The sequence below is a fragment of the Stenotrophomonas sp. 05N37 genome, from assembly GCF_056397365.1.
Genome location: NZ_JBFTNG010000008.1, coordinates 109,291 through 134,283, shown reverse-complemented (window position 1 = coordinate 134,283; position 24,993 = coordinate 109,291). Strand labels below are relative to the sequence as shown.

The following is a 24,993-nucleotide window of genomic DNA, read 5'->3' as shown; positions in this document are numbered from 1 at the left end:
CCGGTCGCAGGACCGGCACGTTGCGCTATCCGATACCGACGGTGGCGTCAGTGCGCCGCCATGTAGATGTCCTGCAGCACCGCCTTTTCCAGCTCCAATTCGCTGAGCAGGTTCTTGACGATATCGCCCAGGCTGAGGATGCCGACCAGCTTGGCGTCCTCGGTCACCATCAGGTGGCGGTGGCGCGAGTAGGTCATCAGCGCCATGGCCTGCTTCAACGTCGCATCCGGCGCAATGCCTTCCAGCCCTGCCGACGGCAAGGTGGCGATGACCCGACGGCCCGCCTGCGGGCCGTCATCGGCCAGGCTGCGCACGATGTCCTTCTCGGAAATGATCCGGACCGGTGCATCGTCCTTCATCACCACCAGGGCAGCGATCTTGTGCGCGCTCATCTTGTGCGCGGCAGCACCGATCGTGTCGTCCACATCGATGGTCACGATGGTTTCTTTCTTGGATTGCAGGAGTTCGCGGACGTTCATTCTTGTTTCCTGTTACAGGTTACTGAAGTCGAGAGATGCGCCTGGTTGCAGCGGGGTCGGCAGCACGGCGTGCGCCCGGCCCGCGGTCACTCGATTCTACGACCGCCTCCTGGCCCAGGAGTTTGCAAATCTGGGACAGATCGTCGTTGAAAACCGCTGACGACCCCGAGAATGGCACCGCGGATAAAACCGTCGCTGAATGCCAGCGCCAGGCCCGGCTAAAGTTCAGCCAGGGTCAGCCGCGTGGCGCCTGCACGCCGGTGTCCGGCGCCGGCGCCGGCACCGCGCCGTCCACCGGCGCCAGGGCACGGCGCATCACGTCCAGGGTCAACACCTGCGGCAACACCTCGCCCTGCTGGTGCGGGCGGTAGAGCACGTACAGCGGGATGCCCGGCGCGTTGTGCGCTTTCAGCAGTTCGCCCACCAGCGGGTCGCTGTGGGTCCAGTCGGCCTTCATGTACACCGTCGCGGTGTCCTGCACCAGGGACTGGAAGCGCTCCGTGCCCAGTACGGTCTGCTCGTTGGCGATGCAGGTGATGCACCAGTCGGCGGTCACGGTGAGCAGCACCTGCCGACCCTCCTGGCGAGCCTGGGCAAGATCGCGGGCGAGGTACGGCGTGGCGCCTGCCAGCTTCGACGGCCGCGTGGCCGCGCCGTCGTCCGTCGGCACGCGCTGCACCATCACGACCGACAGCAGGCTGGCACCAATCACCACCGCCCCCAGCGCCTTGCGCCAGGCCTGGCTGCGCCAGCGGCCCTGTTCGAACAGCCACAGGCCCAGTGCCAGCACCACCGCGGCAACCAGGATGATCGCGACGGCGTCCATGCCTTTCTGGTTCCCCAGCAGCCAGACCAGCCACACGGCCGTGAGCAGCATCGGGAAGGCCAGCAGCACCTTGAGCGTTTCCATCCACGCACCCGGCCGCGGCAGCCAGCGCCCCAGCGCGGGGAAGAAGCCGATCAACGGGAACGGCAGCGCAAGGCCCAGGCCCAGCATCAGGAACACCAGCAACGCCGCGGCCCACGACGCACTGAACGCATACACCAGCGCCGGGCCCATGAAGGGCGCCACGCAGGGGCTGGCAACCACGCAGGCCAGTACGCCCGACCAGAAATCACCGGCATACCCGGTCTTTCCCAGCAACCGCTGTCCGGTGCTGCCGACCGCACCGCCCAGCGTGAACATCCCGGCCAGGCCCAGGCCCACCAGCACCATCAGCCACGCCAGCACGGCCACGAACGCGGGCTGCTGCAGCTGGAAGCCCCAGCCCAGCACGCTGCCGGTGGAGCGCAGCGCCAGGATGATGGCGCCGATGGCGAGGAAGGACAGCAGCACGCCTGCGGTGTAGGCAAGCGCGTGCCGGCGCAGCTGCGCCGGTTGGCTGCCGCTGCCCAGCACCGACAGCACCTTCAATGACAACACCGGCAACACACACGGCATCAGGTTGAGTACCAGCCCACCCAGCAACGCCATGGCCAGGACCGTGCCGAACGCGTCGGGGAGTGCAGGCGCCACCGCCAACGGAGTGGCCTGCGCCACGGTGGTGACCAGCAGCGCGGCAACGGCGAGCAGCAGGCGGAAAACGGGGTGTACCGAACGCATTGGGGTGTCCTGCCATATCGGGAGGCACTGCGCGGGTCGAGACGATCCAGCGCAGCGCGGGCCAACCACCGTAGTGGGAGCGCCCTGGCAGGTCATTGCAACAAGTACGAAAAGCACGCGGCCGCATTGCGCGGCCGTCGTGTGTCCAGGCATCGATGACGGCAGGCCAGGCTGGCCTGCGCGTCCTGGGTTACTCCACCGTTACGCTCTTGGCCAGGTTGCGCGGCTTGTCCACGTCGGTGCCGCGTGCCAGCGCGGTGTGGTAGGCCAGCAGCTGCACCGGGATGGTGTGCACCACCGGGCTGAGCACGCCGGCATGGCGCGGGGTGCGGATGACGTGCACGCCCTCGGACTCGGCGAAGTTGCTGTCCTGGTCGGCGAACACGAACAGCTCGCCGCCGCGCGCACGCACTTCCTGCATGTTGGACTTGACCTTCTCCAGCAGGCTGTCGTTCGGCGCGATCACCACCACCGGCATGTCTTCGTCGACCAACGCCAGCGGGCCATGCTTGAGCTCGCCGGCCGGGTAGGCCTCGGCGTGGATGTAGGTGATCTCTTTCAGCTTGAGCGCGCCTTCCAGCGCGATCGGGTAATGCAGGCCGCGACCGAGGAACAGCGCGCTGCTCTTGCGCGCGAAGCGTTCGGCCCAGGCCGCGATCTGCGGTTCCATGTTGAGCGCGTGCTGCACGCTGCCCGGCAGGAAGCGCAGCTGCTCCAGGTACGCCGCTTCCTGGGCGGCGTCCACGCGGCCGTGCAGCTTGCCCAGCACCACGGTCAACTGGAACAACGCCGCCAGCTGGGTGGTGAAGGCCTTGGTCGAGGCCACGCCGATCTCGGCGCCGGCGCGGGTGTAGCAGACCAGCTCGCTGGCGCGCGGGATCGCGCTTTCCGGCACGTTGCAGATCGACAGCGTGTGCAGGTGGCCCAGCGACTTGGCGTACTTCAGTGCCTCCATCGTGTCCAGGGTTTCACCGGACTGGGAGATGGTGACGATGAGGTGCCTGGGGTTGGCATACGCGGCGCGGTAGCGGTACTCGCTGGCGATCTCCACGCTGCACGGCAGGCCGGAGATGGATTCGATCCAGTAGCGCGCGGTCAGGCCAGCGTAATAACTGGTGCCGCACGCGAGGATCTGCACGCCCTCGATGCCGGCCAGCACGCGTTCGGCGTTCTTGCCGAACAGCTCGGCCGGGAAGCCACCGGCGTCGATCGCCGCCTCGATGGTGTCGCCCAGCGCGCGTGGCTGCTCGTGGATTTCCTTCTGCATGAAATGGCGGTACGGGCCCAGTTCCAGCGACGCCAGCGACACGTCGGACAGGTGCACGCCACGGTCCACCGGCTGGTTGTGCTCGTCGTACACCTGCACGCCGTCGCGGCGCACGTCGGCGGTGTCGCCCTCTTCCAGGAAGATCACCCGGCGCGTGGCCGAGATGATCGCCGAGACGTCCGAGGCGACGAAGTTCTCGCCCTCGCCCAGGCCGACCAGCAGCGGGCAGCCCATGCGCGCGCAGACGAAATGGTCCGGCTCGGCACGGCTCATCACCGCCAGCGCGTAGGCGCCGGTCAGTTCCTTCACGGTGCGCTGCAGCGCCGCCAGCAGGCTGTCGCCGCCCTTGAGGTGGTGGTGCATCAGGTGCGCGATGACTTCGGTGTCGGTCTGCGACTCGAACACATAGCCCAGCGCGCGCAGCTTCTCGCGCTGTTCCTCATGGTTCTCGATGATGCCGTTGTGGACCAGGGCCACGCCGTGGCTGATGTGCGGGTGGGCATTGGCCTCGGTCACCCCACCATGCGTTGCCCAGCGGGTGTGGCCGATGCCGAGCATGGCGTCGAAGCCTTCGCTGGCGGCGGCCTTCTCCATCTCGGCCACGCGGCCGGTGCGGCGCACGCGGCGCACGTCCGGCTGGGCCTGGCGCTGGTCGAGCACGGCGATGCCGGAGGAATCGTAACCGCGATATTCCAGTCGCTTCAGGCCTTCGATGAGGACCGGTACCACGTCGCGATCGGCGATCGCTCCCACAATGCCGCACATAGATTCTGACCCCAGGTATCGAGCCTCGCATTCTAGCGTGGCGCCCACGCCCGGGACGCCGCTGTCCGCTTAACGAAAGTGTCCGGGCCGCTGTCCGCGGACACCCGGACAGCGCGGGCACCCGCGCAACCCATTGATTTGACAGACACAAAACTTGGCACGGGATCTGCTTGGTACACCGCAACCCAACCGCGAACGAGCCCGATGATCCGCGACACTTCCGCCCAGGACCAGACCCTCTCCGTTGCCGGCACGGCAGCCCCGTGGAAGCGCTGGCTGTGGCCGGGCCTGGCCGCGCTGGTGGTCCTGCTCGCGATCGGCTTCGCCGCCCGCGCCTGGCTGGGCGCGAGCCGTTCCTTCGACGCCAGCCGCGTGCGCGTGGCCGAGGTCAAGCGCGGCGACCTGGTGCGCGACATCGCTGCCGACGGCCGCGTGATCGCGGCCAACAGCCCGATCCTGTATGCGATCTCCGCCGGTACGGTGGACCTCAAGGTCGTGGCCGGCGACGTGGTCAAGAAGGGCCAGGAGCTGGCGGTGATCGACAGCCCGGAGCTGCGCAGCAAGCTGGCCCAGGAACAGGCCACCCTGGCCGGCCTGGAAGCCGAAGCCAGCCGGGCCAACCTGGATGCCACGCTGGCGCGGGCCAAGTCGCGCAAGGAAACCGACCAGGCCAGCATCGAACGCCAGGCCGCCGACCGCGACCTGCAGCGCTACCAGCGCGGTTTCGACGGCGGCGCCGTGCCGCAGATCGACCTGGCCAAGGCCACCGACACCCTGAAGAAGGCCGACATCCAGCTGGCCAACGCGCAGACCGATGCGCGCCTGCAGGGCCAGGGCGCGGACCTGGACGCACGCAACAAGCACCTGCTGGCCGAGCGCCAGAAGGCGGTGGTGGCCGAGGTCCAGCGCCAGGTGGATGCGCTGACCCTGCGCGCACCGTTCGACGGCCAGGTCGGCCAGGTGCAGGCCACCCAGCACACCAACGTGGTCGCCAACGCGCCCATCCTGGGCGTGGTCGACCTGTCGCGCTTCGAGATCGAGATCAAGGTGCCGGAGAGCTTCGCCCGCGACCTGGCCATCGGCATTCCGGCGCAGCTGACCAGCGGCAACGGCCAGCCGTTCCCCGGCGAGATCAGCGCGGTCTCCCCGGAAGTGGTGGCCGGTGAGGTCAACGCCCGCATCCGCTTCTCGGACAAGCAGCCGCAGGGCCTGCGCCAGAGCCAGCGCATGCAGGCACGGGTGGTGCTCGATACCCGCCGCAACGTGCTCAAGGTCGAGCGCGGCCCGTTCGTCGAACAGGGCAACGGCCAGGCCTACGTCATGAACGGCAGCACCGCGGTGCGCCGCCCGGTCAAGCTCGGCGTCAGCAGCCTGGGCGAAGTGGAAATCCTCTCTGGCCTGCAACCCGGCGATCGCGTCGTGGTGTCCGGCAGCGATCTGTTCGGCGATGCCGAGCAGGTCTCCCTCAACTGATACTCCCAACGAACTGCAAAGGAAAACAGCCATGCTCGAGATGCGCTCGGTCGCCAAAGTGTTCCGCACCGAACAGGTGGAAACCCATGCCCTGCGGTCGCTCGACCTGCACGTGCGCGAAGGCGAGTTCGTGGCCGTGACCGGTCCGTCCGGCTCGGGCAAGACCACCTTCCTCAACATCGCCGGCCTGCTGGAAACGTTCACCAGCGGCACCTACCTGCTCGATGGCCAGGACGTCAGCACGCTCGGCGACGATGCACGCAGCCGCCTGCGCAACCAGAAGATCGGCTTCATCTTCCAGGGCTTCAACCTGATCTCCGACCTCAATCTGTTCGACAACGTCGACGTGCCGCTGCGCTACCGCGGCATGCCGGCCGCCGAGCGCAAGCAGCGCATCGAGAAGGCGCTCGGCCAGGTCGGCCTGGGCTCGCGCATGAAGCACTATCCGGCCGAGCTGTCCGGCGGCCAGCAGCAGCGCGCGGCCATCGCGCGCGCGCTCGCGGGCAGCCCGCGCCTGCTGCTGGCCGACGAACCCACCGGCAACCTGGACAGCCAGATGGCCCGTGGCGTGATGGAACTGCTGGAGGAGATCAACGCCGCCGGCACCACCATCGTGATGGTCACCCATGACCCCGAGCTGGCCGCCCGTGCCCAGCGCAACGTGCACATCGTCGATGGCCAGGCCACCGACCTGGTGCGTGAGCCGGTGCTGGCCACCCCGCGCGCTGTTGTCGCCACCGCCAACGACTGAGGCCCACCATGCTCGCCTACTATTTTCGACTGGCGCTGCGCAGCTTCCGGCGCAACAAGATACTGACCGCGCTGATGGTGATCGCCATCGGCCTGGGCATCGGCGCGTCGATGACCACGCTCACCGTGTTCCACGTGCTGTCCGGCGATCCCATCCCGCAGAAGAGCGACCGCCTGTTCGCCGTGCAGGTGGACCCGCGGCCGATGCTCGGCTACCAGGCCGGCGAAGAGCCGGAGGACCAGGTGACCCGCTTCGACGGCGAAGCACTGCTGCGCGAGCGGCAGGCCAAGCGCCAGGCGCTGATGACCGGCGGCGGCGTGACGGTGGAACCGGACAAGGCCTCGCTGCGCCCGTTCGACACCGACGCGCGCTACACCTCCACCGACTTCTTCGCGATGTTCGACACGCCCTTCCAGTATGGCCGTGGCTGGCCGGTCGCCGATGACGATGGCCATGCCCGGGTCGCGGTGATCTCGCACACGCTCAACCAGAAGCTGTTCGATGGCGCCGACAGCACCGGCAAGGCGATCCGGATGGACGGCAACACGTTCACCGTGGTCGGCGTGCTCGACGAGTGGAACCCGAACCCGCATTTCTACGACCTGGAAACCGGGCGCTACGGCAGCAGCGAAGACGTCTACCTGCCATTCTCCACGGCGATGGATCTCAAGCTCGGCCGCAATGGCAACATGAACTGCTGGGGCAACAGCAACGGCGATGAGACCGCGGTCAACGCCCCCTGCACCTGGCTGCAGTACTGGGTGGAACTGCCCTCGGCCAGCGACGCGGCGGACTACCGCGCCTACCTGGAAAACTACTCGTCGCAGCAGAAGGCCGCGGGTCGCTTCCAGCGCCCGTCCAACGTGCGCCTGCGCAACGTGATGGAGTGGCTGGACTACAAGCAGGTGGTGCCCAGCGACGTACGCCTGCAGTTGTGGCTGGCGATGGGCTTCCTGCTGGTCTGCCTGATCAACACCGTGGGCCTGCTGCTGGCCAAGTTCCTGCGTCGCAGCGGCGAGATCGGCGTGCGCCGCGCCCTCGGCGCCAGCCGTGGGCAGATCTTCCTGCAGTCGCTGGTGGAAGCCGGCACGGTCGGCCTGGCCGGTGGCCTGCTCGGCTTGGTACTGGCCTTGATCGGACTGTACGCGGTGCGCCAGCAGCCGGTGGACTACGCCAAGTTGGCCACCCTGGATGGACAGATGCTGCTGCTGACCCTGGGCCTGACCCTGATCGCCAGCCTGCTGGCCGGGTTCCTGCCGGCGCTGCGCGCCATGCAGGTCACGCCCGCCATCCAACTCAAAACGCAGTAAGGATCCGGAGCACATCATGGATATCCGTCCCATCCTCACCACGCTGCGCCGGCACAAGACCGCCGCCGCCTTGATCGTGCTGGAAATCGCGCTCACCTGCGCGATCGTCTGCAACGCGCTGTTCCTGATCGGGCAGCGCATCGACACCATCAGCCAGCCCAGCGGCATCGCCGAGAAAGAGCTGCTGGAGGTGCGCCTGGGTGGCATCGGCAAGCAGGTCAACGTCGAGGCCCGCACCCGCGAGGACCTGGCGGCGCTGCGCGGCATCCCCGGGGTGAAGAGCGCGGTGGCGATCAACCAGCTGCCGTTCCGCCGCAACTCCTGGAACAGCAGCCTGTCGCGCGTTCCCGACCAGGAGCGCCCGACGCTGAGCGCCGCACAGTACTTCGCCCGCGAAGGCACGCTGGACACGCTGGGCGTCGAGTTGATCGCCGGCGCCGACTTCCAGCCCGGCGAATACCGCGAATACGACGAGGTGGCCAACGACCCCGAATCGGAAACCAAGGGCAGCTCGGTGATCCTGAGCAAGTCCGCCGCCGACAAGCTGTATCCCGACGGCGACGCGCTGGGCAAGACCGTCTACAGCGGGCGCATGCCGCTGCGGGTGACCGGCGTGGTCAAGGAACTGGGCCGTCCCAGCCGGGTCGAGGGCAACACCCAGCACTCGATGATGCTGCCGGTGCGCATGTCCTACGACATGGGCTTCTACCTGATCCGGGTCACCGATCCGGCGCGCCGCGATGAGGTCCTCAAGGCCGCCGTGGCCGCGCTGGAACGGGTGGACTCCAGCCGCCTGGTACGCGCCAAGGTCACCTATGAGGAGACCCGCAACAAGTACTTCGCCAACGATCGGGCGATGGTCGGCCTGCTGATCACCGTCTGCGTGGCACTGCTGGTGGTGACCGCACTGGGCATCGTCGGCCTGGCCAGCTTCTGGGTGCAGCAGCGCACCAAGCAGATCGGCATCCGTCGTGCGCTGGGCGCCACCCGCGGGCAGATCCTGCGCTACTTCCAGACCGAGAACTTCCTGCTGGCCACGGTCGGCATCGTGCTCGGCATGTTGATGGCCTACACGATCAACCTGTACCTGATGAACAACTACGAGCTGCCGCGCATGCCCATCAGCTACCTGCCGATCGGCGCGGTGCTGCTGTGGCTGCTCGGCCAGATCGCCGTCTTCGGCCCGGCCCGTCGTGCCGCCGCCGTTCCCCCCGCCGTCGCCACCCGGAGTGCCTGATATGCGCAAGACCGTCCTCTCCACCCTCGTACTGTCCTTCCTGCTGGCCAGCGCCCCCGCGCTGGCCGCCACCACCACCGAGACCGGGCGCCTGGAATGGCGCGAAGGCGACCATCACCTGGTTGTGGATGCCAGCCAGGGCATCGTCCGCGTCACCACCACCGAGCCGGCCAACTACTTCGGCGCGCGCAGCGGCGACCGGATCCTGCGCATCGACGGCAAGCCGGTGCGCAGCATCGACGACCTCACCGGCTACCTGGCCGCCAGCAGCCGGTCGCAGGTCCCGATGACGGTGCTGCGCAAGGGCAACCAGGTGACCGTCAGCATCGACCCGGCCGCATGGGGCAAGGTGCTGCCGCCCGCCCCGCCGGCTCCCCCGGCGCCGCCACCGCCGCCGCCGCGCCCGGGCACCTGAGCCTGCACGCAGGGCCGGCTGCCCGCCGGCCCTGCGCTCCGGTACTCTCTGCCTGTCCACATTCCCTCTTTCCTGCCGACGCATGCCTTCGATCCTGATCATTGACGACAACGCCAGCGTCGGCACCGCACTGGACGTGCTGTTTTCGCTGCACGACATCGACACGCTGCACGCGCTGTCGCCGGACGCCGGGCTGGCGCTGCTGGAGCAGCAGCCGGTGGACCTGGTGATCCAGGACATGAACTTCACCGAGGACACCACCTCCGGCGAGGAAGGCGAGGCCCTGTTCGGCAAGATCCGCGCACGTCATCCCGACCTGCCGGTGATCCTGCTGACCGCGTGGACCCACCTGAGCAGCGCGGTGGACCTGGTCCGCGCCGGTGCCGCCGACTACCTGGCCAAGCCCTGGGACGACCGCAAGCTGCTGGTGACGGTCAACAACCTGCTGGAACTGTCCGAGACCCGCCGCGAGCTGGACCGCCGCCGCGACCGCGAGCAACGCGAGCGCTCGGCGCTGGAAGCCCGCTATGACCTGCGCGGCGCGGTCGTGGCCGACCCGGCCAGCGAACGGGTGGTGAACCTGGCCTGCCAGGTCGCGCGCTCGGCACTGCCGGTGTTGATCACCGGCCCCAACGGCGCCGGCAAGGAGAAGATCGCCGAGATCATCCAGGCCAATTCACTGGTGGCCAAGGGGGCGTTCGTCGCGCTCAACTGCGGCGCCATTCCCGCCGAGCTGATCGAGGCCGAGCTGTTCGGCAGCGAGGCCGGCGCGTATACCGGCGCCAACAAGGCGCGCGAGGGCAAGTTCGAGGCCGCCGATGGCGGCACGCTGTTCCTCGATGAAATCGGCAACCTGTCGCTGGGCGGGCAGATGAAGCTGCTGCGCGTGCTCGAAACCGGGCGCTTCGAGCGGCTCGGCTCCAACCGCGAGCGCCAGGTCAAGGTGCGGGTGATCAGCGCCACCAATGCCGACCTGCCCGCGATGATCCGCGACGGGCAGTTCCGCGAAGATCTCTACTACCGGCTCAACACCGTGGAGCTTGCGCTGCCGCCTCTGGCCGAACGCCCCGGCGACATCCTGCCGCTGGCCGAACGCTTCCTGGAGGGCGACAAGCCGCTGTCGACCGCGGCCGCCACCGCCCTGCAACGGCATGCGTGGCCGGGCAACGTGCGCGAACTGCGCAACGTGCTGCAGCGCGCCGAGTTGCTCGCCGCCGGCCCACGCATCGAGGTGGCCGACCTCAACCTGCCGCGTGCCGCCAGCGCACCGCGCCCGGCCAGCCCGGCCGCCGACCCGGACCGCAGCCACATCGAGGCGGCGCTGGCCCGCAACCACGGCATCATCGCCCAGACCGCCGCCGAACTCGGGCTGAGCCGCCAGGCGCTGTACCGGCGCATGGACCGCCACGGCATCCCCCGCGAATGAAGCGAGGCTCGTTCACCCTCCGTCTGTTCCTGCGCCTGCTGCCGGTGCTGGCGCTGGCGGCGGCCTTCCCGTGGTACCTGGCGTATTGGCTGGACCACGGCTGGCTGATCACCCTGGTCTCGGCGGTCGTGCTGCTGTCGCTGATGTGGTGGAGCCTGCGCCGCGCCACCGCGCCGGTACGCTCGCTGCTGCGCGCGTTGTCGGGCACCACCAGCAGCTACCGCGACGGCGAATACAACTTCGGCGTGTACTGGCCGGGCAACGATGAACTCGGCGACCTGGTCAAGGCGCATCGCGAGCTCGGCGACGTGCTGCGCGAGCAGCGCCAGGGCCTGGTCCAGCGCGAACTGTTGCTGGACACCATGGTGCAGAACACCCCGGTGTCGATGCTGCTGCTGGCCAATGGCGGCGATGGCGTCCAGCGGGTGGTGTTCTCCAACCTGGCCGCGCGCCGCCTGCTGCACAACGGCTGGAAATTGGAAGGCCAGCGCATGCAGGACGTACTGGAGACCATGCCGGTGGAACTGCGTGATGCGATCGTGCGCGGGGGCGACAGCCTGTTCGCCGTGCGTGCCGAGGACAGCGACGATGAAGAGGACGAGCAGGTCTACCACCTGTCGCGGCGCAACTTCCATCTCAATGGCCGCCCGCACGACCTGCTGCTGATCCGCCTGCTGACCGCCGAACTGCGCCGCCAGGAAGTGCAGACCTGGAAGAAGGTGATCCGGGTGATCAGCCACGAGCTCAACAACTCACTGGCACCGATCGCCTCGCTGGCCCATTCCGGTGGCGAGCTGGTACGACGTGGCAAGACCGAGCGCCTGGAAGAAGTGTTTACCACCATCGAGGACCGCGCCCGGCACCTGGAGGGCTTCATCCGCGGCTATGCGCGTTTCGCCAAGCTGCCGCAGCCGCAACTGCAGAACGTGCAGTGGCTGCAGTTCCTGACCAGCCTGCAGCACCAGATCCCCTTCCGCATGGAGGGGATCAGCGACGACGTGCACAGCCGGGTCGATATCGCCCAGCTGGGCCAGGCGCTGTTGAACCTGCTCAAGAACGCGCACGAAGCCTGCGGCGAAGCCGAACCGCCCAACGACGACGTCCAGGTGCGGCTGACCCGGCTGCCGCAGTGGCTGCGCCTGGAAGTGCTGGACCGCGGCCGGGGCATGAACGAGGCGGTGCTGCAGAATGCGTTGATGCCGTTCTATTCGACCAAGCGCAATGGCACCGGGCTCGGGCTGGCACTCACCCGTGAAATCGTCGAAGCCCACGGCGGCCGTATCTCGCTGCAGAACCGCCGCGAAGGCGGCCTGTGCGTGGCGATCTTCCTGCCCATCGCCTGACGCGCGGCTGGCAGCCGCGCGGCGGCATGCCCCGGGAGGGCCGGCCGCGGGCCGGCAACCGCCTCGATCCGGCATCGGCCGATGGCCGGCCAACGGCCATCAGCGGGATCAGGTTTTCTTCACCGGGCGCTTCCAGCCTTCGATGGTTTCCTGCCGCGCACGCGCCACCGTCAGCTTGCCGTCCGGCGCATGGCGGGTGACCACCGATCCGGCCGCGATGGTCGCGCCCTCCCCGATCACCACCGGCGCCACCAACGCGCTGTTGGAGCCGATGAAGGCGTTGTCGCCGATGGTGGTCTGCGACTTGTTCACCCCATCGTAGTTGCAGGTGATGGTGCCCGCGCCGATGTTGACCCGCGCACCGATCACTGCATCGCCCAGGTAGGTCAGGTGGTTGGCCTTGCTGCCCGGCCCCAGGATGACCTTCTTGGTTTCCACGAAGTTGCCCACGTGGCTGCCGGCGGCGAGCACCGTGCCCGGGCGCAGCCGCGCGAACGGCCCGATATCGGCCGCGCCTTCGCTGACCACCCCGTCCAGGTCGCAATGCGGCTTGACCACCGTACCTGCCGCCAGGCGGACATCCTTGAGCCGGGTGAACGCACCGATGCTGACGCCATCACCCAGCTCGACGTGACCTTCCAGGATCACGTTGACGTCGAGCTGCACATCGCTGCCGACCACCACGGTGCCGCGGATGTCCAGCCGTGCCGGGTCCAGCACGCGCGCACCCTGCGCGCACAGCGCACGCACCGCGCGCAGCTGCCAGGCGCGCTCGAGCTGGGCCAGCTGCCACGGATCGTTGGCGCCCTCGGCTTCCTGGGCGTCCTCGACGAAGGCCATGTCGGCCGGGGTGTAGTCGTGCGACGCGGCGGCGAACACGTCGGTGAGGTAGTACTCGCCCTGCGCATTGCTGTTGGACAGCTGCGACAACCAGGTGCGCAGCGCGGTCGACTCGGCGGTGATGATGCCGGTGTTGATGGTCCGGATCGCCAGCTGCTCGTCGCTGGCATCCTTCTGTTCCACGATCGCGGCCACGCGGCCCTCGGCGTTGCGCACGATGCGGCCGTAGCCGGTCGGGTTGGCGACCTCGGCCACCAGCACCGCCAGCCGGCCCGGCTGCGAGAGCAGGTGGCGCAGGGTGTCGGCGCGGATCATCGGCACGTCGCCGTACAGCACCAGCACGGTGGCCGCGTCGGGCACGTTCGGCATGGCCTGCTGCACCGCGTGGCCCGTACCCAGCTGCTCGGCCTGCTTGGCCCAGACCAGGTCGCCCTGGTCGGCAAACGCCTCGCGCACCGCCTCGCCACCGTGCCCGTAGACCACGTGGATCGCATCGGGTTGCAGCGCACGCGCGGCATCGATCACGTGGGCCAGCATCGGCCGGCCGGCGATCGGCTGCAGCACCTTGGGCAGGGCCGACTTCATGCGTTTGCCGGCACCGGCGGCGAGGATGATGACGTGCAGGGCTTGGGTCATGGGGCAACGCAGCGTTCGTTGGTAGTGGCGTGGATTCTAGAACGAGTGGGGTTAACATGCCGCCTTCTCCCCGTCTGTAGCGTTCGTGAGCCTGATCCGCCAAGGCGCCAGTTACATCGTCATCGGCCTGATCCAGCTTGGGGTGGACTGGTCCGTGTTCGTGGCCGCCACCGCGCTGGGCATGCCGGTGTCGCCGGCCAACCTGCTCGGCCGGGTATGCGGCATGCTGCTGGGGTTCTGGCTCAACGGCCGGCACACCTTCGCCCGCGACGGCCAGCATCGGCTGGGCTGGCAGCGGTTCGCGCGCTTCCTGGCGCTGTGGGCGGTGTTGACCGCGATCAGCACGGTGCTGGTGAGCCTGGCCGCCAGTCAGCTGGGCCTGACGTATGCATGGCTGGCCAAGCCGCTGGTCGAGGGTGGGTTGGCGGCGGTGTCGTTCCTGGCGATGCGGCGCCTGGTCTATCGCTGAGCGCCTGGCCCTGCCCGCCAGTGCGCAGGCAGCAGCCCATCCTTCCATAGCGCCAGCGGACCATAACGAAGCTGCAGCACGTGCGCGCCGGCAGGTACGCATACCGCGCGGAACAGGCCATTGGCGCGCCACACCGGCATGTCCTCGCCGTCGGCCTGCGCCCGCCAGCCCGGTGCGTGCACTTCGTTGATCACCACCCATGCAGGTGCATCGGCCTGGTAGGCCACGCGCAGCCCAACCGGCTGGTAGTGGACCGCGGCGATCCGCACCCGACCGGCCTGCACCTCGGCGCAGGGGCTGCGTGCATCCGCCGGCAACCACAGCTGCTGACGGAAGTCGGTGGCGGCGAAGGCCTGCGGATCGGGTAGTGCCCCGGCGTGCCGCCGCACGCTGCGCGGGACGAGGAGGCGCGGCAGCACGCTCGTGCGCTCGGCAACGAACAGGACGCCGTCGCCGCTGCTGCCCGGGAACGGCGCGGTCGCCATCTGCCAGCGTAGTCCGAGCAGGTCGTACAGCGGCGCCTCCCAGTCCGGTGTCCACGCCGTGGCGGGTTTGTCCTGCACGCGCGTCGGTGGCTCGCCAGGCATGCCCACCGCCTGCAGGTAACGCGCATCGATCATCGGGTTGTAGCCGTTGACCAGCGCCAGCCGCTGCACGCTGGCGCCGTTGGTCAGCGCGCGCAGGCCGAACACCGCGGCGCGGTCCGGGATGCCGTCGCCGCGTTGCGCGGCCAACAGGCGATAGGCGCGTTGCGCGGGACCATCGCGATCGCCATCCAGCACCGATTTGGTCGCGCTGCCGGTGTTGACGTCGGTGCCGACGTTGAACAGCAGCATGTCCACCACCAGCACGGCCAGCACCATCGCCGCGCTGGGGCGCGTGGCAGCGCGCACGGCCAGCCCCATCAGCATTCCGCTCACCAACAGCCAGGCGAGCGCCGCCGGATGCGCCGGGAGTACCCAGCGCAGGGTCATCAGTACCAGCACGCCGATGGCCAGCAGCGACGGCCAGTGCGGGCGCATGCCCGATCCCATGCGCGCCTGCTGCAGCGCCTGCGCGGCCAACCAGGCCGCCGCCGGCACCACCGCGAACAGCGCATCGGCCGGCCGCCGGAACAGGTCCAGGCCCGGCAACCAGGTGAACAACCACGGGAACAGTGGCGTCCGCCCGCCCAACGCCCACGCCACGGCGAGCACGATCACCGCCAGCGCGATGCGCGCCCGCCACGGCTGCGCGCGCACCACCGCCGCGCCCCACCCCAGCCACAGCGCCAGCGGCACCGCGCCCAGGTAGAGGTAATCCTGGGTGATGTCGCCCGGGCCCCAGTAGTGGCCGCGGCCCTGCTCGAAGACATTGCCCGACAACAGCGTGGCCAACGTCTGCCAGTGGATGCCACCGCCAACGCTGGTCGCCAGCGTGATCACGCTGCGGTTGGTGGACGGCAACCATGCCAGCGTCGACAACCACTGCGGTGCGCTGATCAACGCCGCCAGCGTGGCGGTGGCCACGACCCCGAGCAGGATCCGCCCGCGTCGCCCCGGCGGTGCACGCACCACCGCCGCCAGCGCATACAGCGCGCAGCCAAGCACGATGAGGTACGTCACCTGGGTCAACTGCAGCGCGCACAGCCCGCCACTCACGCCGGCCAGCAGCGCATCGCGCAGGCGCCCCTGCCGGCGCAGTCGCGACAGGCCCAGCCACAGCCACGGCAGATAGCTGAAGCTGACGATCATCGGCGTGTGCTGCAGGCGCGAGGCGGCGACCGCGCCGAACATCATCACCAGCGCGAACACCAACTGCGGCGCGCGCGCCAGGCCGTAATGGCGGGCCAGGCGCACGCTGCCGATGCCACCGCCCAGCACGTGCAGCAGCACCACCACGGTGAACCCGTGCAGCGAGGTGGGCGCCAGCAGCATCGGCAGCATCACGCTGGGCTGGAAGCTCATCATCTGCGGGTCGGCCACCTGCGGGTAGCCGCCGTACAGGTACGGGTTCCACCAGGCCGCCTGCCCGTGCAGCCATTGCTGGGCCACGAAGCTGACCGCGGGAAAGAACTGCTGGGCGGCATCGAAGGGGATGATCCGCAGGCCCAGCAGCCAGGGCAGGCACAACAGCGCCCAGAGCGCGATCAGGCACGCCTCGGTACTGGCCAGCACGCGATGGCGCCGCCCCGGGATGCCCACCTCGGTCTGCCGCTGCTGCATGCGCTACTCCGTTGCCGAAACCCCAAACAACAACGCCGGCAAAATGCCGGCGTCGTCGGGTGTCACTGCTGCTGCAGGCCTCAGTGCTTGAGGGTCTTGCGCAGACGCTCCAGCGCCTGCAGCTGCACGACCGCCTCGGCCAGCTTCTGCTGCGCCTCGGCCACTTCCATCGCTTCACCACGGTTGGCCAGGATGCGCTCGGCTTCTTCCTTGGCCTTGCGGACCGAGGCTTCATCGATGTCCTGGGCGCGGATGGCGGTGTCGGCCAGCACGGTCACGACCTGCGGCTGCACCTCGAGGATGCCGCCGGAAATGGCGAAATCCAGCTGCTCGCCATTCGGCGTGGTCACTACCACCTTGCCCGGCTTCAGGCGGGTGATCAGCGGGGCGTGCTTGGGCGCGATGCCCAGCTCGCCCAGCTCGCCGGTGGCCACGACCAGGGTCGCCTCACCACGGAAGATTTCCTGCTCGGCGCTGACGATGTCGCAACGGATGGTGCTCATGTAACTCTCTTCGCTAGGGGGCGGGTTGGACCCACCGCAGGGATTCCGCAGCGGTGGGCGCAGGCCCACCCCGTGTCACGGTCGGGACGGGCGTGTGCCCGTCCCTGCCGCATCAGGCCTTCTCGGCCATCTTCTTGGCCTTCTCGACCGCTTCTTCGATGCTGCCGACCATGTAGAACGCCTGCTCCGGCAGGTGGTCGTACTCGCCATCGACGATGGCCTTGAAGCCACGGATGGTGTCCTTCAGCGACACGTACTTGCCCGGCGAGCCGGTGAACACTTCGGCCACGTGGAACGGCTGGCTGAAGAAGCGCTCGATCTTGCGGGCGCGCGACACGGCCTGCTTGTCTTCTTCGGACAGTTCGTCCATGCCCAGGATGGCGATGATGTCCTTCAGTTCCTTGTACTTCTGCAAGGTCTGCTGGACACGCTGGGCGGTGTCGTAATGCTCGTGGCCGATGACCAGCGGGTCCATCTGGCGGCTGGTCGAATCCAGCGGATCCACGGCCGGGTAGATACCCAGCGAGGCGATCGAACGCGACAGGGTCACGGTCGAATCCAGGTGGGCGAAGGTGGTGGCGGGCGACGGATCGGTCAAGTCATCGGCCGGCACGTAGACGGCCTGGATCGAGGTGATCGAGCCATTCTTGGTCGAGGTGATGCGCTCCTGCAGGACGCCCATTTCCTCGGCCAGGGTCGGCTGGTAGCCCACTGCCGACGGCATGCGACCCAGCAGTGCCGACACTTCGGTACCGGCCAGGGTGTAGCGGTAGATGTTGTCCACGAACAGCAGCACGTCCTTGCCCTTGCCGTTCTCGTCCTTCTCGTCGCGGAAGTACTCGGCCATGGTCAGGCCGGTCAGGGCGACGCGCAGACGGTTGCCCGGCGGCTCGTTCATCTGGCCGTACACCATCGCGACCTTGTCCAGGACGTTGGAGTCCTTCATCTCGTGGTAGAAGTCGTTGCCCTCACGGGTACGCTCGCCCACGCCGGCGAACACGGACAGGCCGCTGTGCGCCTTGGCGATGTTGTTGATCAGTTCCATCATGTTGACGGTCTTGCCGACGCCGGCGCCGCCGAACAGGCCGACCTTGCCGCCCTTGGCGAACGGGCACATCAGGTCGATGACCTTGATGCCGGTTTCCAGCAGCTCGGTGGCCGGGGACTGGTCTTCGTACGACGGCGCTTCGCGGTGGATTTCCCAGCTGTCGCTGGCGGCCACCGGGCCGGCTTCGTCGATCGGACGGCCCAGCACGTCCATGATGCGGCCCAGGGTGCCTGCACCGACCGGCACCGAGATGGCGCGTTCGGTGTTGGTGGCGACCAGGTTGCGCTTCAGGCCGTCGGTGGAGCCCAGCGCGATGCAGCGGACCACGCCGTCACCCAGCTGCTGCTGCACTTCCAGCGTGATTTCGGTGTTGTCCACCTTCAGCGCGTGGTACACCTTCGGCACCGACTCGCGGGGGAATTCGACGTCGACGACGGCGCCGATGATCTGAACGATCTTGCCCTGACTCATTGCTGCAATCCTCTAATGTGTGCTTTGACTGTGCGCGTCAGACTGCTGCCGCGCCGCCGACGATTTCGGAGATTTCCTGGGTGATCGCTGCCTGGCGCGCCTTGTTGTAGACGAGCTGCAGGGTGCCGATCAGCTTGTTCGCGTTGTCGCTTGCCGACTTCATCGCCACCATGCGGGCCGCGTGCTCGGACGCCACGTTTTCCAGCACGGCCTGGTACACCAGCGATTCGATGTAACGCGTCATCACGTGCTCGAGCACGGTCGCGGCATCGGGTTCGTACAGGTAGTCCCAGTCGTGGTGCGCGACCTGCTTCTCAGCGGCCGGCAACGGCAGCAGCTGGTCGAAGCTGGCCTTCTGGGTCATCGTGTTGATGAAGCGGTTGTAGACCAGGTAGACGCGGTCGACCTTGCCCGAGGTGAAGGCATCGAGCATCACCTTGATCACGCCGATCAGCTGTTCCAGGTGCGGGACGTCGCCCATGTGGGTGACGCTGCCGACCATGTCCACCTTGACCCGGCGGAAGAAGGTGGATGCCTTCTGGCCGATGGTGACCACGTCGATGTCCGCGCCCTTGTCCTGCCACTCGCGGACTTCGCCGAGCATCTTGCGGAACAGGTTGTTGTTCAGGCCGCCGGCCAGGCCGCGGTCGGACGAGATCACGATGTAGCCGACCCGCTTGACCTCGTCACGCTGGACCAGGAACGGATGCTGGTAATCGGTGCTGGCCTGGGCCAGGTGGCCGATCACCTGCTTCATCGCCTGCGCATACGGACGCGACGTCTTCATCCGCTCCTGCGCCTTGCGGATCTTGGAGGCCGAGACCATCTCCAGCGCACGGGTCACCTTGCGGGTGTTCTGCACGCTTTTGATCTTGGTTTTGATTTCGCGACCGCTTGCCATCTCTTATTCCCGTGGCGCGGGGCACATGCCCCGCGTTTGACGTAGAGCGGAGCCATGCTCCGCTGCTTTCAGCCCGGCGGAGCAACGCTCCGCGCTACAGGACCGGTATTACCAGCTGCCGGTGGTCTTGAACTCGGCGATGCCCTTCTTGAAGGCCGCTTCGATGTCGTTGTCCCAGCCGCCGGTGGCGTTGACCTTGCCGATCAGCTCGCCCTGGGTGTTGGCGAAGTGCGCGTGCAGGCCTTCTTCGAACGCCAGCAGCTTGTTGACCGGCACGTCGTCGAGGTAACCCTCGTTGACGGCGTAGATCGACAGCGCCTGGTTGGCGATGGACATCGGCGCGTACTGCTTCTGCTTCATCAGCTCGGTGACGCGCTGGCCGCGCTCGAGCTGCTTGCGGGTGGCTTCGTCCAGGTCCGAGGCGAACTGCGCGAACGCAGCCAGCTCGCGGTACTGGGCCAGCGAGATACGGATGCCGCCGGACAGCTTCTTGATGATCTTGGTCTGGGCCGCACCACCGACGCGCGACACCGAGATACCGGCGTTCACGGCCGGGCGGATGCCCGAGTTGAACAGGTCGGTTTCCAGGAAGATCTGGCCGTCGGTGATCGAGATCACGTTGGTCGGCACGAACGCCGAGACGTCACCGGCCTGGGTTTCGATGATCGGCAACGCGGTCAGCGAGCCGGTCTTGCCCGTGACGGCGCCGTTGGTGAACTTCTCCACATACTCTTCGGACACGCGCGCAGCGCGCTCGAGCAGGCGGGAGTGCAGGTAGAACACGTCGCCCGGGTAGGCTTCGCGGCCCGGCGGACGCTTCAGCAGCAGCGAGATCTGGCGGTAGGCCACGGCCTGCTTGGACAGATCGTCGTACACGATCAGCGCGTCTTCGCCGCGGTCCATGAAGTACTCACCCATGGTGCAGCCGGAGTAGGCGCTGATGTACTGCATCGCAGCCGACTCGGACGCGGTGGCAGCCACAACGACGGTGTGCGCCAGGGCGCCGTTTTCTTCCAGCTTGCGCACGATGTTGGCCACGGTCGAGGCCTTCTGGCCGATCGCGACGTACACGCACTTGATGCCGGTGTCCTTCTGGTTGATCACCGCATCGATGGCCAGGGCGGTCTTGCCGGTCTGGCGGTCACCGATGACCAGCTCGCGCTGGCCGCGGCCGATCGGGATCATCGAGTCGACCGACTTGTAACCGGTCTGCACCGGCTGGTCGACCGACTTGCGCCAGATCACGCCCGGCGCAACGCGCTCCACCGGCGCGGTGGTCTTGGCGGCGATCGGGCCCTTGCCGTCGATCGGCTCACCCAGCGCGTTCACCACGCGGCCGAGCAGTTCCGGACCGACCGGCACTTCCAGGATGCGACCGGTGGTCTTGGCGACGTCGCCTTCGCGCAGCTGCTGGTAATCACCCAGGACCACGGCGCCGACCGAGTCGCGCTCCAGGTTCAGGGCCAGGGCGAAGGTGTTGTTCGGCAGTTCGATCATTTCGCCCTGCATCACGTCGGCCAGACCGAAGATGCGCACGATGCCGTCGGACACGCTGGTCACGGTGCCTTCGTTGCGCGATTCCGCGGCCAGCTTGACCTTCTCGATGCGGTTCTTGATCAGTTCGCTGATTTCGGAGGGGTTGAGCGTGGTTGCCATCGTCAAGTCCTAGTGCCGGCGGTCACGCCGGACGTTAAATGAATTCAGTTAGCGAGCGCGGTCTGCAGGCGCGACAGCTTGCCCTTGAGCGAGCCATCGATGACCACATCGCCGGCGTCGATCACGGCGCCGCCGATCAGCGATGCATCGACCGCGGTCGTCACGTCCACCTCGCAGCCGAAGCGCTTGCGCAGCGCGGCCTTGATGGCGTCCAGCTCGGATGCGGACAGTTCGGTTGCCGAGGTGACCGTGGCCTTGACCACGTGTTCGGCTTCAGCGCGCAGCTGGGCGTACATGCCGGCGATTTCCGGCAGCAGCGGCAGACGGTGCGCGTCGGCCAGCAGGGCCAGGAAGCGACCGAAGGTCTCGCTGGACGATTCCGGGGCCAGCAGCGCGACGGCATCGCCGCGCTCCAGTTCCGGGTTCGACAGCAAGGCCGCCACGCGCGGGTCGGCGGCTACGTGGGCGGAGAACGCAAGCGCGTCCGACCACGGCGCGAACGTGCCTTCGTCGCGCGCGGTCGCGAACGCGGCGCGGGCATACGGGCGTGCAAGCGTGAGGGCCTGGCTCATCGATCAGATCTCCGATGCCAGCTCGTCGAGCAGCGCCTTGTGGGCGTTGGCATCGATTTCGCGCTTGAGCAGCTTTTCGGCACCGCTCACGGCCAGGGCGGACACCTGCTTGCGCAGGTCTTCACGGGCACGGTTGGCGGCAGCCTCGATTTCGGCGTGGGCCAGGTCTTTCTGGCGGTTCGCTTCGGCGATGGCTTCATTCTTGGCGGCTTCAACGATCTGATTGGCGCGCGCGTGGGCCTGGTCGATGATCTCGTTGGCCTTGCCGCGTGCATCCTTCAGTGCTTCGTTGACCTTTTCCTGCGCCTGGGCCAGATCCTTCTGGCTGCGGTCGGCAGCGGCGAGGCCTTCAGCGATCTTCTGCTGGCGCTCTTCGATGGCATTCATCAACGGCGGCCAGATCTTGGTCGCGATGATCCAGATCAGACCGGCGAAAGCCAGTGCCTGGGCAACGAGGGTAAAACCGATATCCATGGGGTTCGCTCAATCGGGGGTGACGGGGTGGATGGGCCGCCGGGGCGGCGCATCCGATCCTTCATCCGCGATCAGGCGCACGGGGCGCCTGATCGTTTCGCTGTTGCTGGATCAGCCAGCAACAGCCGGCAGGCGTGCAACGAACTCGCCGATGGTCGGGTTGGCGAAGGCCAGCAGCAGGCCGACGGCGACCGAGATGATGAACGCGGCGTCGATCAGGCCGGCGGTGATGAACATGCGGACCTGCAGGACCGGAATCAGTTCCGGCTGGCGGGCAGCCGATTCCAGGAACTTACCGGACATGATGGCCAGACCAAGACCGGCACCCAGCGCGGCCAGGCCGATCATGATGCCGACGGCGAGGACGGTGGAGCTCTGGACTTGGGCGAGGTTGGTCAGGACGGCGAGGTACATGGTTTTCTCCTGGAACTTTGAATAGCTAAGGGTTTAGAAACAAACGGATGAAGGGTGAAGCGAAAACTCAGTGAGCGTCTTCCGACAGGCTCAGGTACACGATGGACAACATCATGAAGATGAAGGCCTGCAGCGGAATCACCAGCAGATGGAACAGCATCCAGCCCAGGCCGAATGCACCGCCTGCGATGGCGCCGGCAATACCCGCGCTGCCGAGCACCCAGATCAGCAGGAAGACGATTTCGCCGCCGAACATGTTGCCGAACAGTCGCATCGCCAGCGAGATCGGCTTGCTGAGCCACTCGACGATGTTGAGGATCAGGTTGAACGGCATCATGAACTTGCCGAACGGTGCGGTCAGGAATTCCTTGGTGAAGCCACCCAGGCCCTTGGCGCGCAGTGCGAAGAACAGCATCAGGAAGAACACGCTGATCGACATGCCCAGGGTGGCATTGACGTCGGCGGTGGGGACCGGCTTCCAGTACGGCACGCCGAGCAGTTCGAGCGGCATGGCGATGAAGTCGGCCGGGATCATCTTGATGAGGTTCATCAAGAGGATCCAGAAGAAGATCGTGATCGCGATCGGGGTCACCAGCTTGCTGGTGCCGTGGTAGGTGTCCTTGGCCTGGCGGTCAACGAACTCCAGGCAGATCTCCACGAACGCCTGCCACTTGCCCGGGACGCCCGCGGTCGCTTTGCGGGTCGCCATCCAGAAGCCGAACACCATCAATAGGCCCATCAGGACCGAAGTCACGATGGTGTCGACGTGGATCGCCCAGAAACCACCTTCCTGCATATGGAACGTCAGGTTGTGCAGGTGATGTTGGATGTAGGAGGTGGGTGTCAGCGCCTCGCCTGCCATGTGTCCGGAACCTTGAGTTAAATAAAATGGATCAGCGCCTGGCCAGAGCCAGGACCTGGAACATCAACCCGACGGCGATACCGGCCAGCAGCGCCAATGCAGGCAGCTTGAAGACCAGGAACCCCACCATCAGGACGCCGAATACGAGCACCCACTTTGCCACTACTGCCAGGATCAGGCGGGTCATCGCCGATCCCGCAGCCTGCACACCGCCCCCGAGGGCCATGCGCGCGGCAACCCAACCACCGGCTGAAACCGCCACACCCGATGCCAGCGCCCCCAGGGCGTACATCGTGCCCGCCAGGAGCAGGAAGGCCAAGGCCAGGACAGCCACTGCAGCCAGCGGGTAAACCGCTGCGCGCAGCATCAGTCGCCGACCCGAATCAACGGAGTTCAGCACACGTATGTCCTGCATGTTCTTGAGTAGAAAGGCCGGGGTCGCAAGCTAGCGCCCCGTCGAGCCGCCAAATTATAGCAACGGGACAATTTGCGAGACAACCGCCCCCTGTTCATCCCGGATGGCCGCAAGTTGCTGCATCGCCACAGATTTTGCGGTCCACCTCCGGGCCAATCCCGGCCTGTCAGGCTCTCCGCCTGCTGCAACGCAACATATTGAACTTTGGTCGCAGCGTCCGGTCAGACCCATCGACCTGCACTTTTCGATCCTCGTCGACGCCCCGAAGGCAGGTCTGCACCACAAAGTGGCCCCGAGCTCTCTCCGGGGCCACTTTTTTCGCGGCCCTGCTGCGGCCTTCACTGCCCCGCGGCACGACTGCCCAATAACGCGGGCCAGGCCACCCGGCGGACACAGAATGTGATCGGCGGCGCATCTTTGCGCATGAACGGTACACACTTCCTCCACCATACGTTCACGAATGGTGGACGCGGCGCTGGGCAGAGTGTCGGCACATCAATGAACCACTGCAAGGACACACACCGATGCGCCTGATGCTCCCCCTCCTCGCCCTGCCGCTGGCCATGGCCGCGCTGACCCATGCCAACACCGCCAGTGCCGCCGAGGGCGATGATCGCTTCGCGCTGCGCCTGGGCGCGATGAACATCGATTCGGACAACACGATCCGCGGCAACACCAACGTCGCTGGCCAGGACGTGGGCTTCTCCGAGGACTTCAAGCTGGGCGGCAAGGAATGGGAGCCGCGTGTCGACGGCATGTTCCGCATCAGCGACCGCCAGCGCCTGCTGTTCAACTACTTCAAGTACGACAAGGACCGCCGCGAGACGCTGGATGACGGCGTGAGCTTCGGCGATGTGTCGGTGCCGGCCGGCAGCTTCATCAAGGGCGAGCTGAAGTACCAGGTGGCCAGCCTGGTGTACGACTACTCGGTGGTGGACACCGATACCTTCGACCTTGGCCTGCAGCTGGGTGCCGAGTACGCGAAGGTGAGCACGAAGGCCTATGCGGACGTGGGTGACCTGTACCAGGGTCGCTTCCTGGACGAGAAGGCCGACGGCGTGGCGCCGGTGGTTGGCGCACGCATGAGCTTCAACCCGTCCGAGAAGTGGATGATCACCGTGCAGGGCCAGTACCTGAACACCAAGTGGGGCAACTTCGACGACTACGATGGCGACCTGACCCGCGCCAACGCGATCGTGGACTACCGCCTGACCAAGAACTTCGGCCTGTTCGCCGGCTACGACTGGTTCAAGCTGGACGTGGACCAGACCGGCAGCGACGGCACGATCGGTCTGAAGCAGGAGTTCAAGGGCCCGGTGGCCGGTGTGAGCTTCGTCTTCTAAGTCGGTTCAAGCGTCTGTCTCCGAGCGCGGCAACAGGGTGACCTGTTGTCGCGTTTTTCTTTGCGCGTTTGTTTTTTGGTGATTGGGTGCGTGGGTTTCAGGGCGAAGGCAACGGC

Annotated in this window: 23 protein-coding genes; 9 read left to right on the top strand and 14 right to left on the bottom strand. The window is 67.1% G+C overall.

The genetic code is table 11. The features are described from left to right. Window positions 1-47: 47 nt before the first annotated feature. From AC1DGC_RS18075 to glmS, 3 genes are all read right to left on the bottom strand, one after another. Window positions 48-479 carry a CBS domain-containing protein gene (locus tag AC1DGC_RS18075; RefSeq protein WP_259209626.1) on the bottom strand — a complete coding sequence of 144 codons (432 nt, stop codon included), beginning with the start codon at window positions 477-479 and terminating at the stop codon, window positions 48-50. Between the two features lie 235 nt (window positions 480-714). Continuing rightward, entirely contained in the window at window positions 715-2,082 is a 1,368-nt protein-coding gene (locus AC1DGC_RS18070) for a protein-disulfide reductase DsbD family protein (RefSeq protein ID WP_478048508.1), read from the bottom strand. Between the two features lie 190 nt (window positions 2,083-2,272). Then, entirely contained in the window at window positions 2,273-4,114 is a 1,842-nt protein-coding gene (gene glmS / locus AC1DGC_RS18065) for a glutamine--fructose-6-phosphate transaminase (isomerizing) (RefSeq protein WP_394164229.1), read from the bottom strand. Window positions 4,115-4,318: 204 nt separating this feature from the next. On the opposite strand from glmS, the gene AC1DGC_RS18060 reads away from it, so the two are divergent. The 7 genes from AC1DGC_RS18060 (at window position 4,319) to AC1DGC_RS18030 (ending at window position 12,069) form a co-directional block, all read left to right on the top strand. Next, on the top strand, window positions 4,319-5,587 hold the full coding sequence (locus AC1DGC_RS18060; protein ID WP_259209631.1) for an efflux RND transporter periplasmic adaptor subunit: 1,269 nt from the start codon (window positions 4,319-4,321) through the stop codon (window positions 5,585-5,587). Window positions 5,588-5,618: 31 nt separating this feature from the next. Continuing rightward, window positions 5,619-6,338, top strand: coding sequence for an ABC transporter ATP-binding protein (locus AC1DGC_RS18055; protein ID WP_259209633.1), 720 nt, complete (start codon window positions 5,619-5,621; stop codon window positions 6,336-6,338). 8 nt (window positions 6,339-6,346) lie between these two features. Beyond that, window positions 6,347-7,648 carry an ABC transporter permease gene (locus AC1DGC_RS18050; protein WP_259209635.1) on the top strand — a complete coding sequence of 434 codons (1,302 nt, stop codon included), beginning with the start codon at window positions 6,347-6,349 and terminating at the stop codon, window positions 7,646-7,648. Window positions 7,649-7,664: 16 nt separating this feature from the next. Next, complete coding sequence (locus tag AC1DGC_RS18045) at window positions 7,665-8,885, top strand: ABC transporter permease (protein WP_259209637.1); 1,221 nt, start codon at window positions 7,665-7,667, stop codon at window positions 8,883-8,885. Window position 8,886: 1 nt separating this feature from the next. Next, window positions 8,887-9,300, top strand: coding sequence for a PDZ domain-containing protein (locus tag AC1DGC_RS18040; RefSeq protein WP_478048507.1), 414 nt, complete (start codon window positions 8,887-8,889; stop codon window positions 9,298-9,300). A gap of 82 nt (window positions 9,301-9,382) precedes the next feature. Beyond that, entirely contained in the window at window positions 9,383-10,726 is a 1,344-nt protein-coding gene (locus tag AC1DGC_RS18035) for a sigma-54-dependent transcriptional regulator (protein ID WP_259209640.1), read from the top strand. Continuing rightward, window positions 10,723-12,069: a sensor histidine kinase gene (locus tag AC1DGC_RS18030; RefSeq protein ID WP_394164227.1), complete on the top strand. Its 1,347-nt coding sequence runs from the start codon at window positions 10,723-10,725 to the stop codon at window positions 12,067-12,069. The genes AC1DGC_RS18035 and AC1DGC_RS18030 overlap by 4 nt, the downstream gene beginning before the upstream one ends. A 108-nt stretch (window positions 12,070-12,177) precedes the next feature. On the opposite strand, the gene glmU is transcribed toward AC1DGC_RS18030, so the two are convergent. Continuing rightward, the gene (gene glmU / locus AC1DGC_RS18025; protein ID WP_449336172.1) at window positions 12,178-13,545 is read right to left on the bottom strand and encodes a bifunctional UDP-N-acetylglucosamine diphosphorylase/glucosamine-1-phosphate N-acetyltransferase GlmU; all 1,368 of its coding nucleotides are present in this window, start codon (window positions 13,543-13,545) and stop codon (window positions 12,178-12,180) included. 85 nt (window positions 13,546-13,630) lie between these two features. Here glmU and AC1DGC_RS18020 point away from each other — a divergent pair, with 85 nt between their 5' ends. Then, on the top strand, window positions 13,631-14,014 hold the full coding sequence (locus tag AC1DGC_RS18020; RefSeq protein WP_394164226.1) for a GtrA family protein: 384 nt from the start codon (window positions 13,631-13,633) through the stop codon (window positions 14,012-14,014). Here AC1DGC_RS18020 and AC1DGC_RS18015 read toward each other — a convergent pair. The 10 genes from AC1DGC_RS18015 to AC1DGC_RS17970 form a co-directional block, all read right to left on the bottom strand. Continuing rightward, window positions 14,005-16,218 carry a hypothetical protein gene (locus tag AC1DGC_RS18015; RefSeq protein ID WP_478048506.1) on the bottom strand — a complete coding sequence of 738 codons (2,214 nt, stop codon included), beginning with the start codon at window positions 16,216-16,218 and terminating at the stop codon, window positions 14,005-14,007. The genes AC1DGC_RS18020 and AC1DGC_RS18015 overlap by 10 nt on opposite strands. Window positions 16,219-16,298: 80 nt before the next feature. Then, window positions 16,299-16,721, bottom strand: a complete 423-nt coding sequence (locus AC1DGC_RS18010; RefSeq protein ID WP_005411127.1) for a F0F1 ATP synthase subunit epsilon — start codon at window positions 16,719-16,721, stop codon at window positions 16,299-16,301. A gap of 112 nt (window positions 16,722-16,833) precedes the next feature. Beyond that, window positions 16,834-18,240 carry a F0F1 ATP synthase subunit beta gene (gene atpD, locus AC1DGC_RS18005; protein WP_017354878.1) on the bottom strand — a complete coding sequence of 469 codons (1,407 nt, stop codon included), beginning with the start codon at window positions 18,238-18,240 and terminating at the stop codon, window positions 16,834-16,836. Window positions 18,241-18,277: 37 nt separating this feature from the next. Beyond that, complete coding sequence (atpG, locus tag AC1DGC_RS18000; RefSeq protein WP_259209679.1) at window positions 18,278-19,141, bottom strand: F0F1 ATP synthase subunit gamma; 864 nt, start codon at window positions 19,139-19,141, stop codon at window positions 18,278-18,280. A gap of 108 nt (window positions 19,142-19,249) precedes the next feature. Next, window positions 19,250-20,797, bottom strand: a complete 1,548-nt coding sequence (gene atpA, locus AC1DGC_RS17995) for a F0F1 ATP synthase subunit alpha (protein ID WP_259209681.1) — start codon at window positions 20,795-20,797, stop codon at window positions 19,250-19,252. 44 nt (window positions 20,798-20,841) lie between these two features. Then, window positions 20,842-21,369, bottom strand: coding sequence for a F0F1 ATP synthase subunit delta (locus tag AC1DGC_RS17990; protein WP_259209683.1), 528 nt, complete (start codon window positions 21,367-21,369; stop codon window positions 20,842-20,844). A 3-nt stretch (window positions 21,370-21,372) separates the two neighbouring features. Further along, window positions 21,373-21,843 carry a F0F1 ATP synthase subunit B gene (locus tag AC1DGC_RS17985; protein WP_038686094.1) on the bottom strand — a complete coding sequence of 157 codons (471 nt, stop codon included), beginning with the start codon at window positions 21,841-21,843 and terminating at the stop codon, window positions 21,373-21,375. A gap of 111 nt (window positions 21,844-21,954) precedes the next feature. Then, window positions 21,955-22,257, bottom strand: a complete 303-nt coding sequence (gene atpE / locus AC1DGC_RS17980; protein WP_038686092.1) for a F0F1 ATP synthase subunit C — start codon at window positions 22,255-22,257, stop codon at window positions 21,955-21,957. A gap of 67 nt (window positions 22,258-22,324) precedes the next feature. After that, window positions 22,325-23,119 carry a F0F1 ATP synthase subunit A gene (gene atpB, locus AC1DGC_RS17975; RefSeq protein WP_259209692.1) on the bottom strand — a complete coding sequence of 265 codons (795 nt, stop codon included), beginning with the start codon at window positions 23,117-23,119 and terminating at the stop codon, window positions 22,325-22,327. Window positions 23,120-23,150: 31 nt separating this feature from the next. Further along, window positions 23,151-23,519: a hypothetical protein gene (locus AC1DGC_RS17970; protein ID WP_181394075.1), complete on the bottom strand. Its 369-nt coding sequence runs from the start codon at window positions 23,517-23,519 to the stop codon at window positions 23,151-23,153. Window positions 23,520-24,067: 548 nt separating this feature from the next. On the opposite strand from AC1DGC_RS17970, the gene AC1DGC_RS17965 reads away from it, so the two are divergent. Further along, on the top strand, window positions 24,068-24,877 hold the full coding sequence (locus AC1DGC_RS17965) for a hypothetical protein (RefSeq protein ID WP_394164258.1): 810 nt from the start codon (window positions 24,068-24,070) through the stop codon (window positions 24,875-24,877). The last annotated feature ends 116 nt before the right edge of the window (window positions 24,878-24,993 follow it).

What these genes read in the sequence shown, in the direction of transcription:
- glmU (WP_449336172.1), bottom strand. Translation starts at nt 13,545, where the DNA reads ATGACCCAAGCCCTGCACGTCATCATCCTCGCCGCCGGTGCCGGCAAA.
- AC1DGC_RS17965 (WP_394164258.1), top strand. Translation starts at nt 24,068, where the DNA reads ATGCTCCCCCTCCTCGCCCTGCCGCTGGCCATGGCCGCGCTGACCCAT.
- atpG (WP_259209679.1), bottom strand. Translation starts at nt 19,141, where the DNA reads ATGGCAAGCGGTCGCGAAATCAAAACCAAGATCAAAAGCGTGCAGAAC.
- AC1DGC_RS18050 (WP_259209635.1), top strand. Translation starts at nt 6,347, where the DNA reads ATGCTCGCCTACTATTTTCGACTGGCGCTGCGCAGCTTCCGGCGCAAC.
- AC1DGC_RS18040 (WP_478048507.1), top strand. Translation starts at nt 8,887, where the DNA reads ATGCGCAAGACCGTCCTCTCCACCCTCGTACTGTCCTTCCTGCTGGCC.
- atpD (WP_017354878.1), bottom strand. Translation starts at nt 18,240, where the DNA reads ATGAGTCAGGGCAAGATCGTTCAGATCATCGGCGCCGTCGTCGACGTC.
- AC1DGC_RS18035 (WP_259209640.1), top strand. Translation starts at nt 9,383, where the DNA reads ATGCCTTCGATCCTGATCATTGACGACAACGCCAGCGTCGGCACCGCA.
- AC1DGC_RS18075 (WP_259209626.1), bottom strand. Translation starts at nt 479, where the DNA reads ATGAACGTCCGCGAACTCCTGCAATCCAAGAAAGAAACCATCGTGACC.
- AC1DGC_RS18055 (WP_259209633.1), top strand. Translation starts at nt 5,619, where the DNA reads ATGCTCGAGATGCGCTCGGTCGCCAAAGTGTTCCGCACCGAACAGGTG.
- atpA (WP_259209681.1), bottom strand. Translation starts at nt 20,797, where the DNA reads ATGGCAACCACGCTCAACCCCTCCGAAATCAGCGAACTGATCAAGAAC.
- AC1DGC_RS18070 (WP_478048508.1), bottom strand. Translation starts at nt 2,082, where the DNA reads ATGCGTTCGGTACACCCCGTTTTCCGCCTGCTGCTCGCCGTTGCCGCG.
- AC1DGC_RS18015 (WP_478048506.1), bottom strand. Translation starts at nt 16,218, where the DNA reads ATGCAGCAGCGGCAGACCGAGGTGGGCATCCCGGGGCGGCGCCATCGC.
- AC1DGC_RS18045 (WP_259209637.1), top strand. Translation starts at nt 7,665, where the DNA reads ATGGATATCCGTCCCATCCTCACCACGCTGCGCCGGCACAAGACCGCC.
- glmS (WP_394164229.1), bottom strand. Translation starts at nt 4,114, where the DNA reads ATGTGCGGCATTGTGGGAGCGATCGCCGATCGCGACGTGGTACCGGTC.
- atpB (WP_259209692.1), bottom strand. Translation starts at nt 23,119, where the DNA reads ATGGCAGGCGAGGCGCTGACACCCACCTCCTACATCCAACATCACCTG.
- atpE (WP_038686092.1), bottom strand. Translation starts at nt 22,257, where the DNA reads ATGTACCTCGCCGTCCTGACCAACCTCGCCCAAGTCCAGAGCTCCACC.
- AC1DGC_RS17990 (WP_259209683.1), bottom strand. Translation starts at nt 21,369, where the DNA reads ATGAGCCAGGCCCTCACGCTTGCACGCCCGTATGCCCGCGCCGCGTTC.
- AC1DGC_RS18060 (WP_259209631.1), top strand. Translation starts at nt 4,319, where the DNA reads ATGATCCGCGACACTTCCGCCCAGGACCAGACCCTCTCCGTTGCCGGC.
- AC1DGC_RS18030 (WP_394164227.1), top strand. Translation starts at nt 10,723, where the DNA reads ATGAAGCGAGGCTCGTTCACCCTCCGTCTGTTCCTGCGCCTGCTGCCG.
- AC1DGC_RS18010 (WP_005411127.1), bottom strand. Translation starts at nt 16,721, where the DNA reads ATGAGCACCATCCGTTGCGACATCGTCAGCGCCGAGCAGGAAATCTTC.
- AC1DGC_RS17985 (WP_038686094.1), bottom strand. Translation starts at nt 21,843, where the DNA reads ATGGATATCGGTTTTACCCTCGTTGCCCAGGCACTGGCTTTCGCCGGT.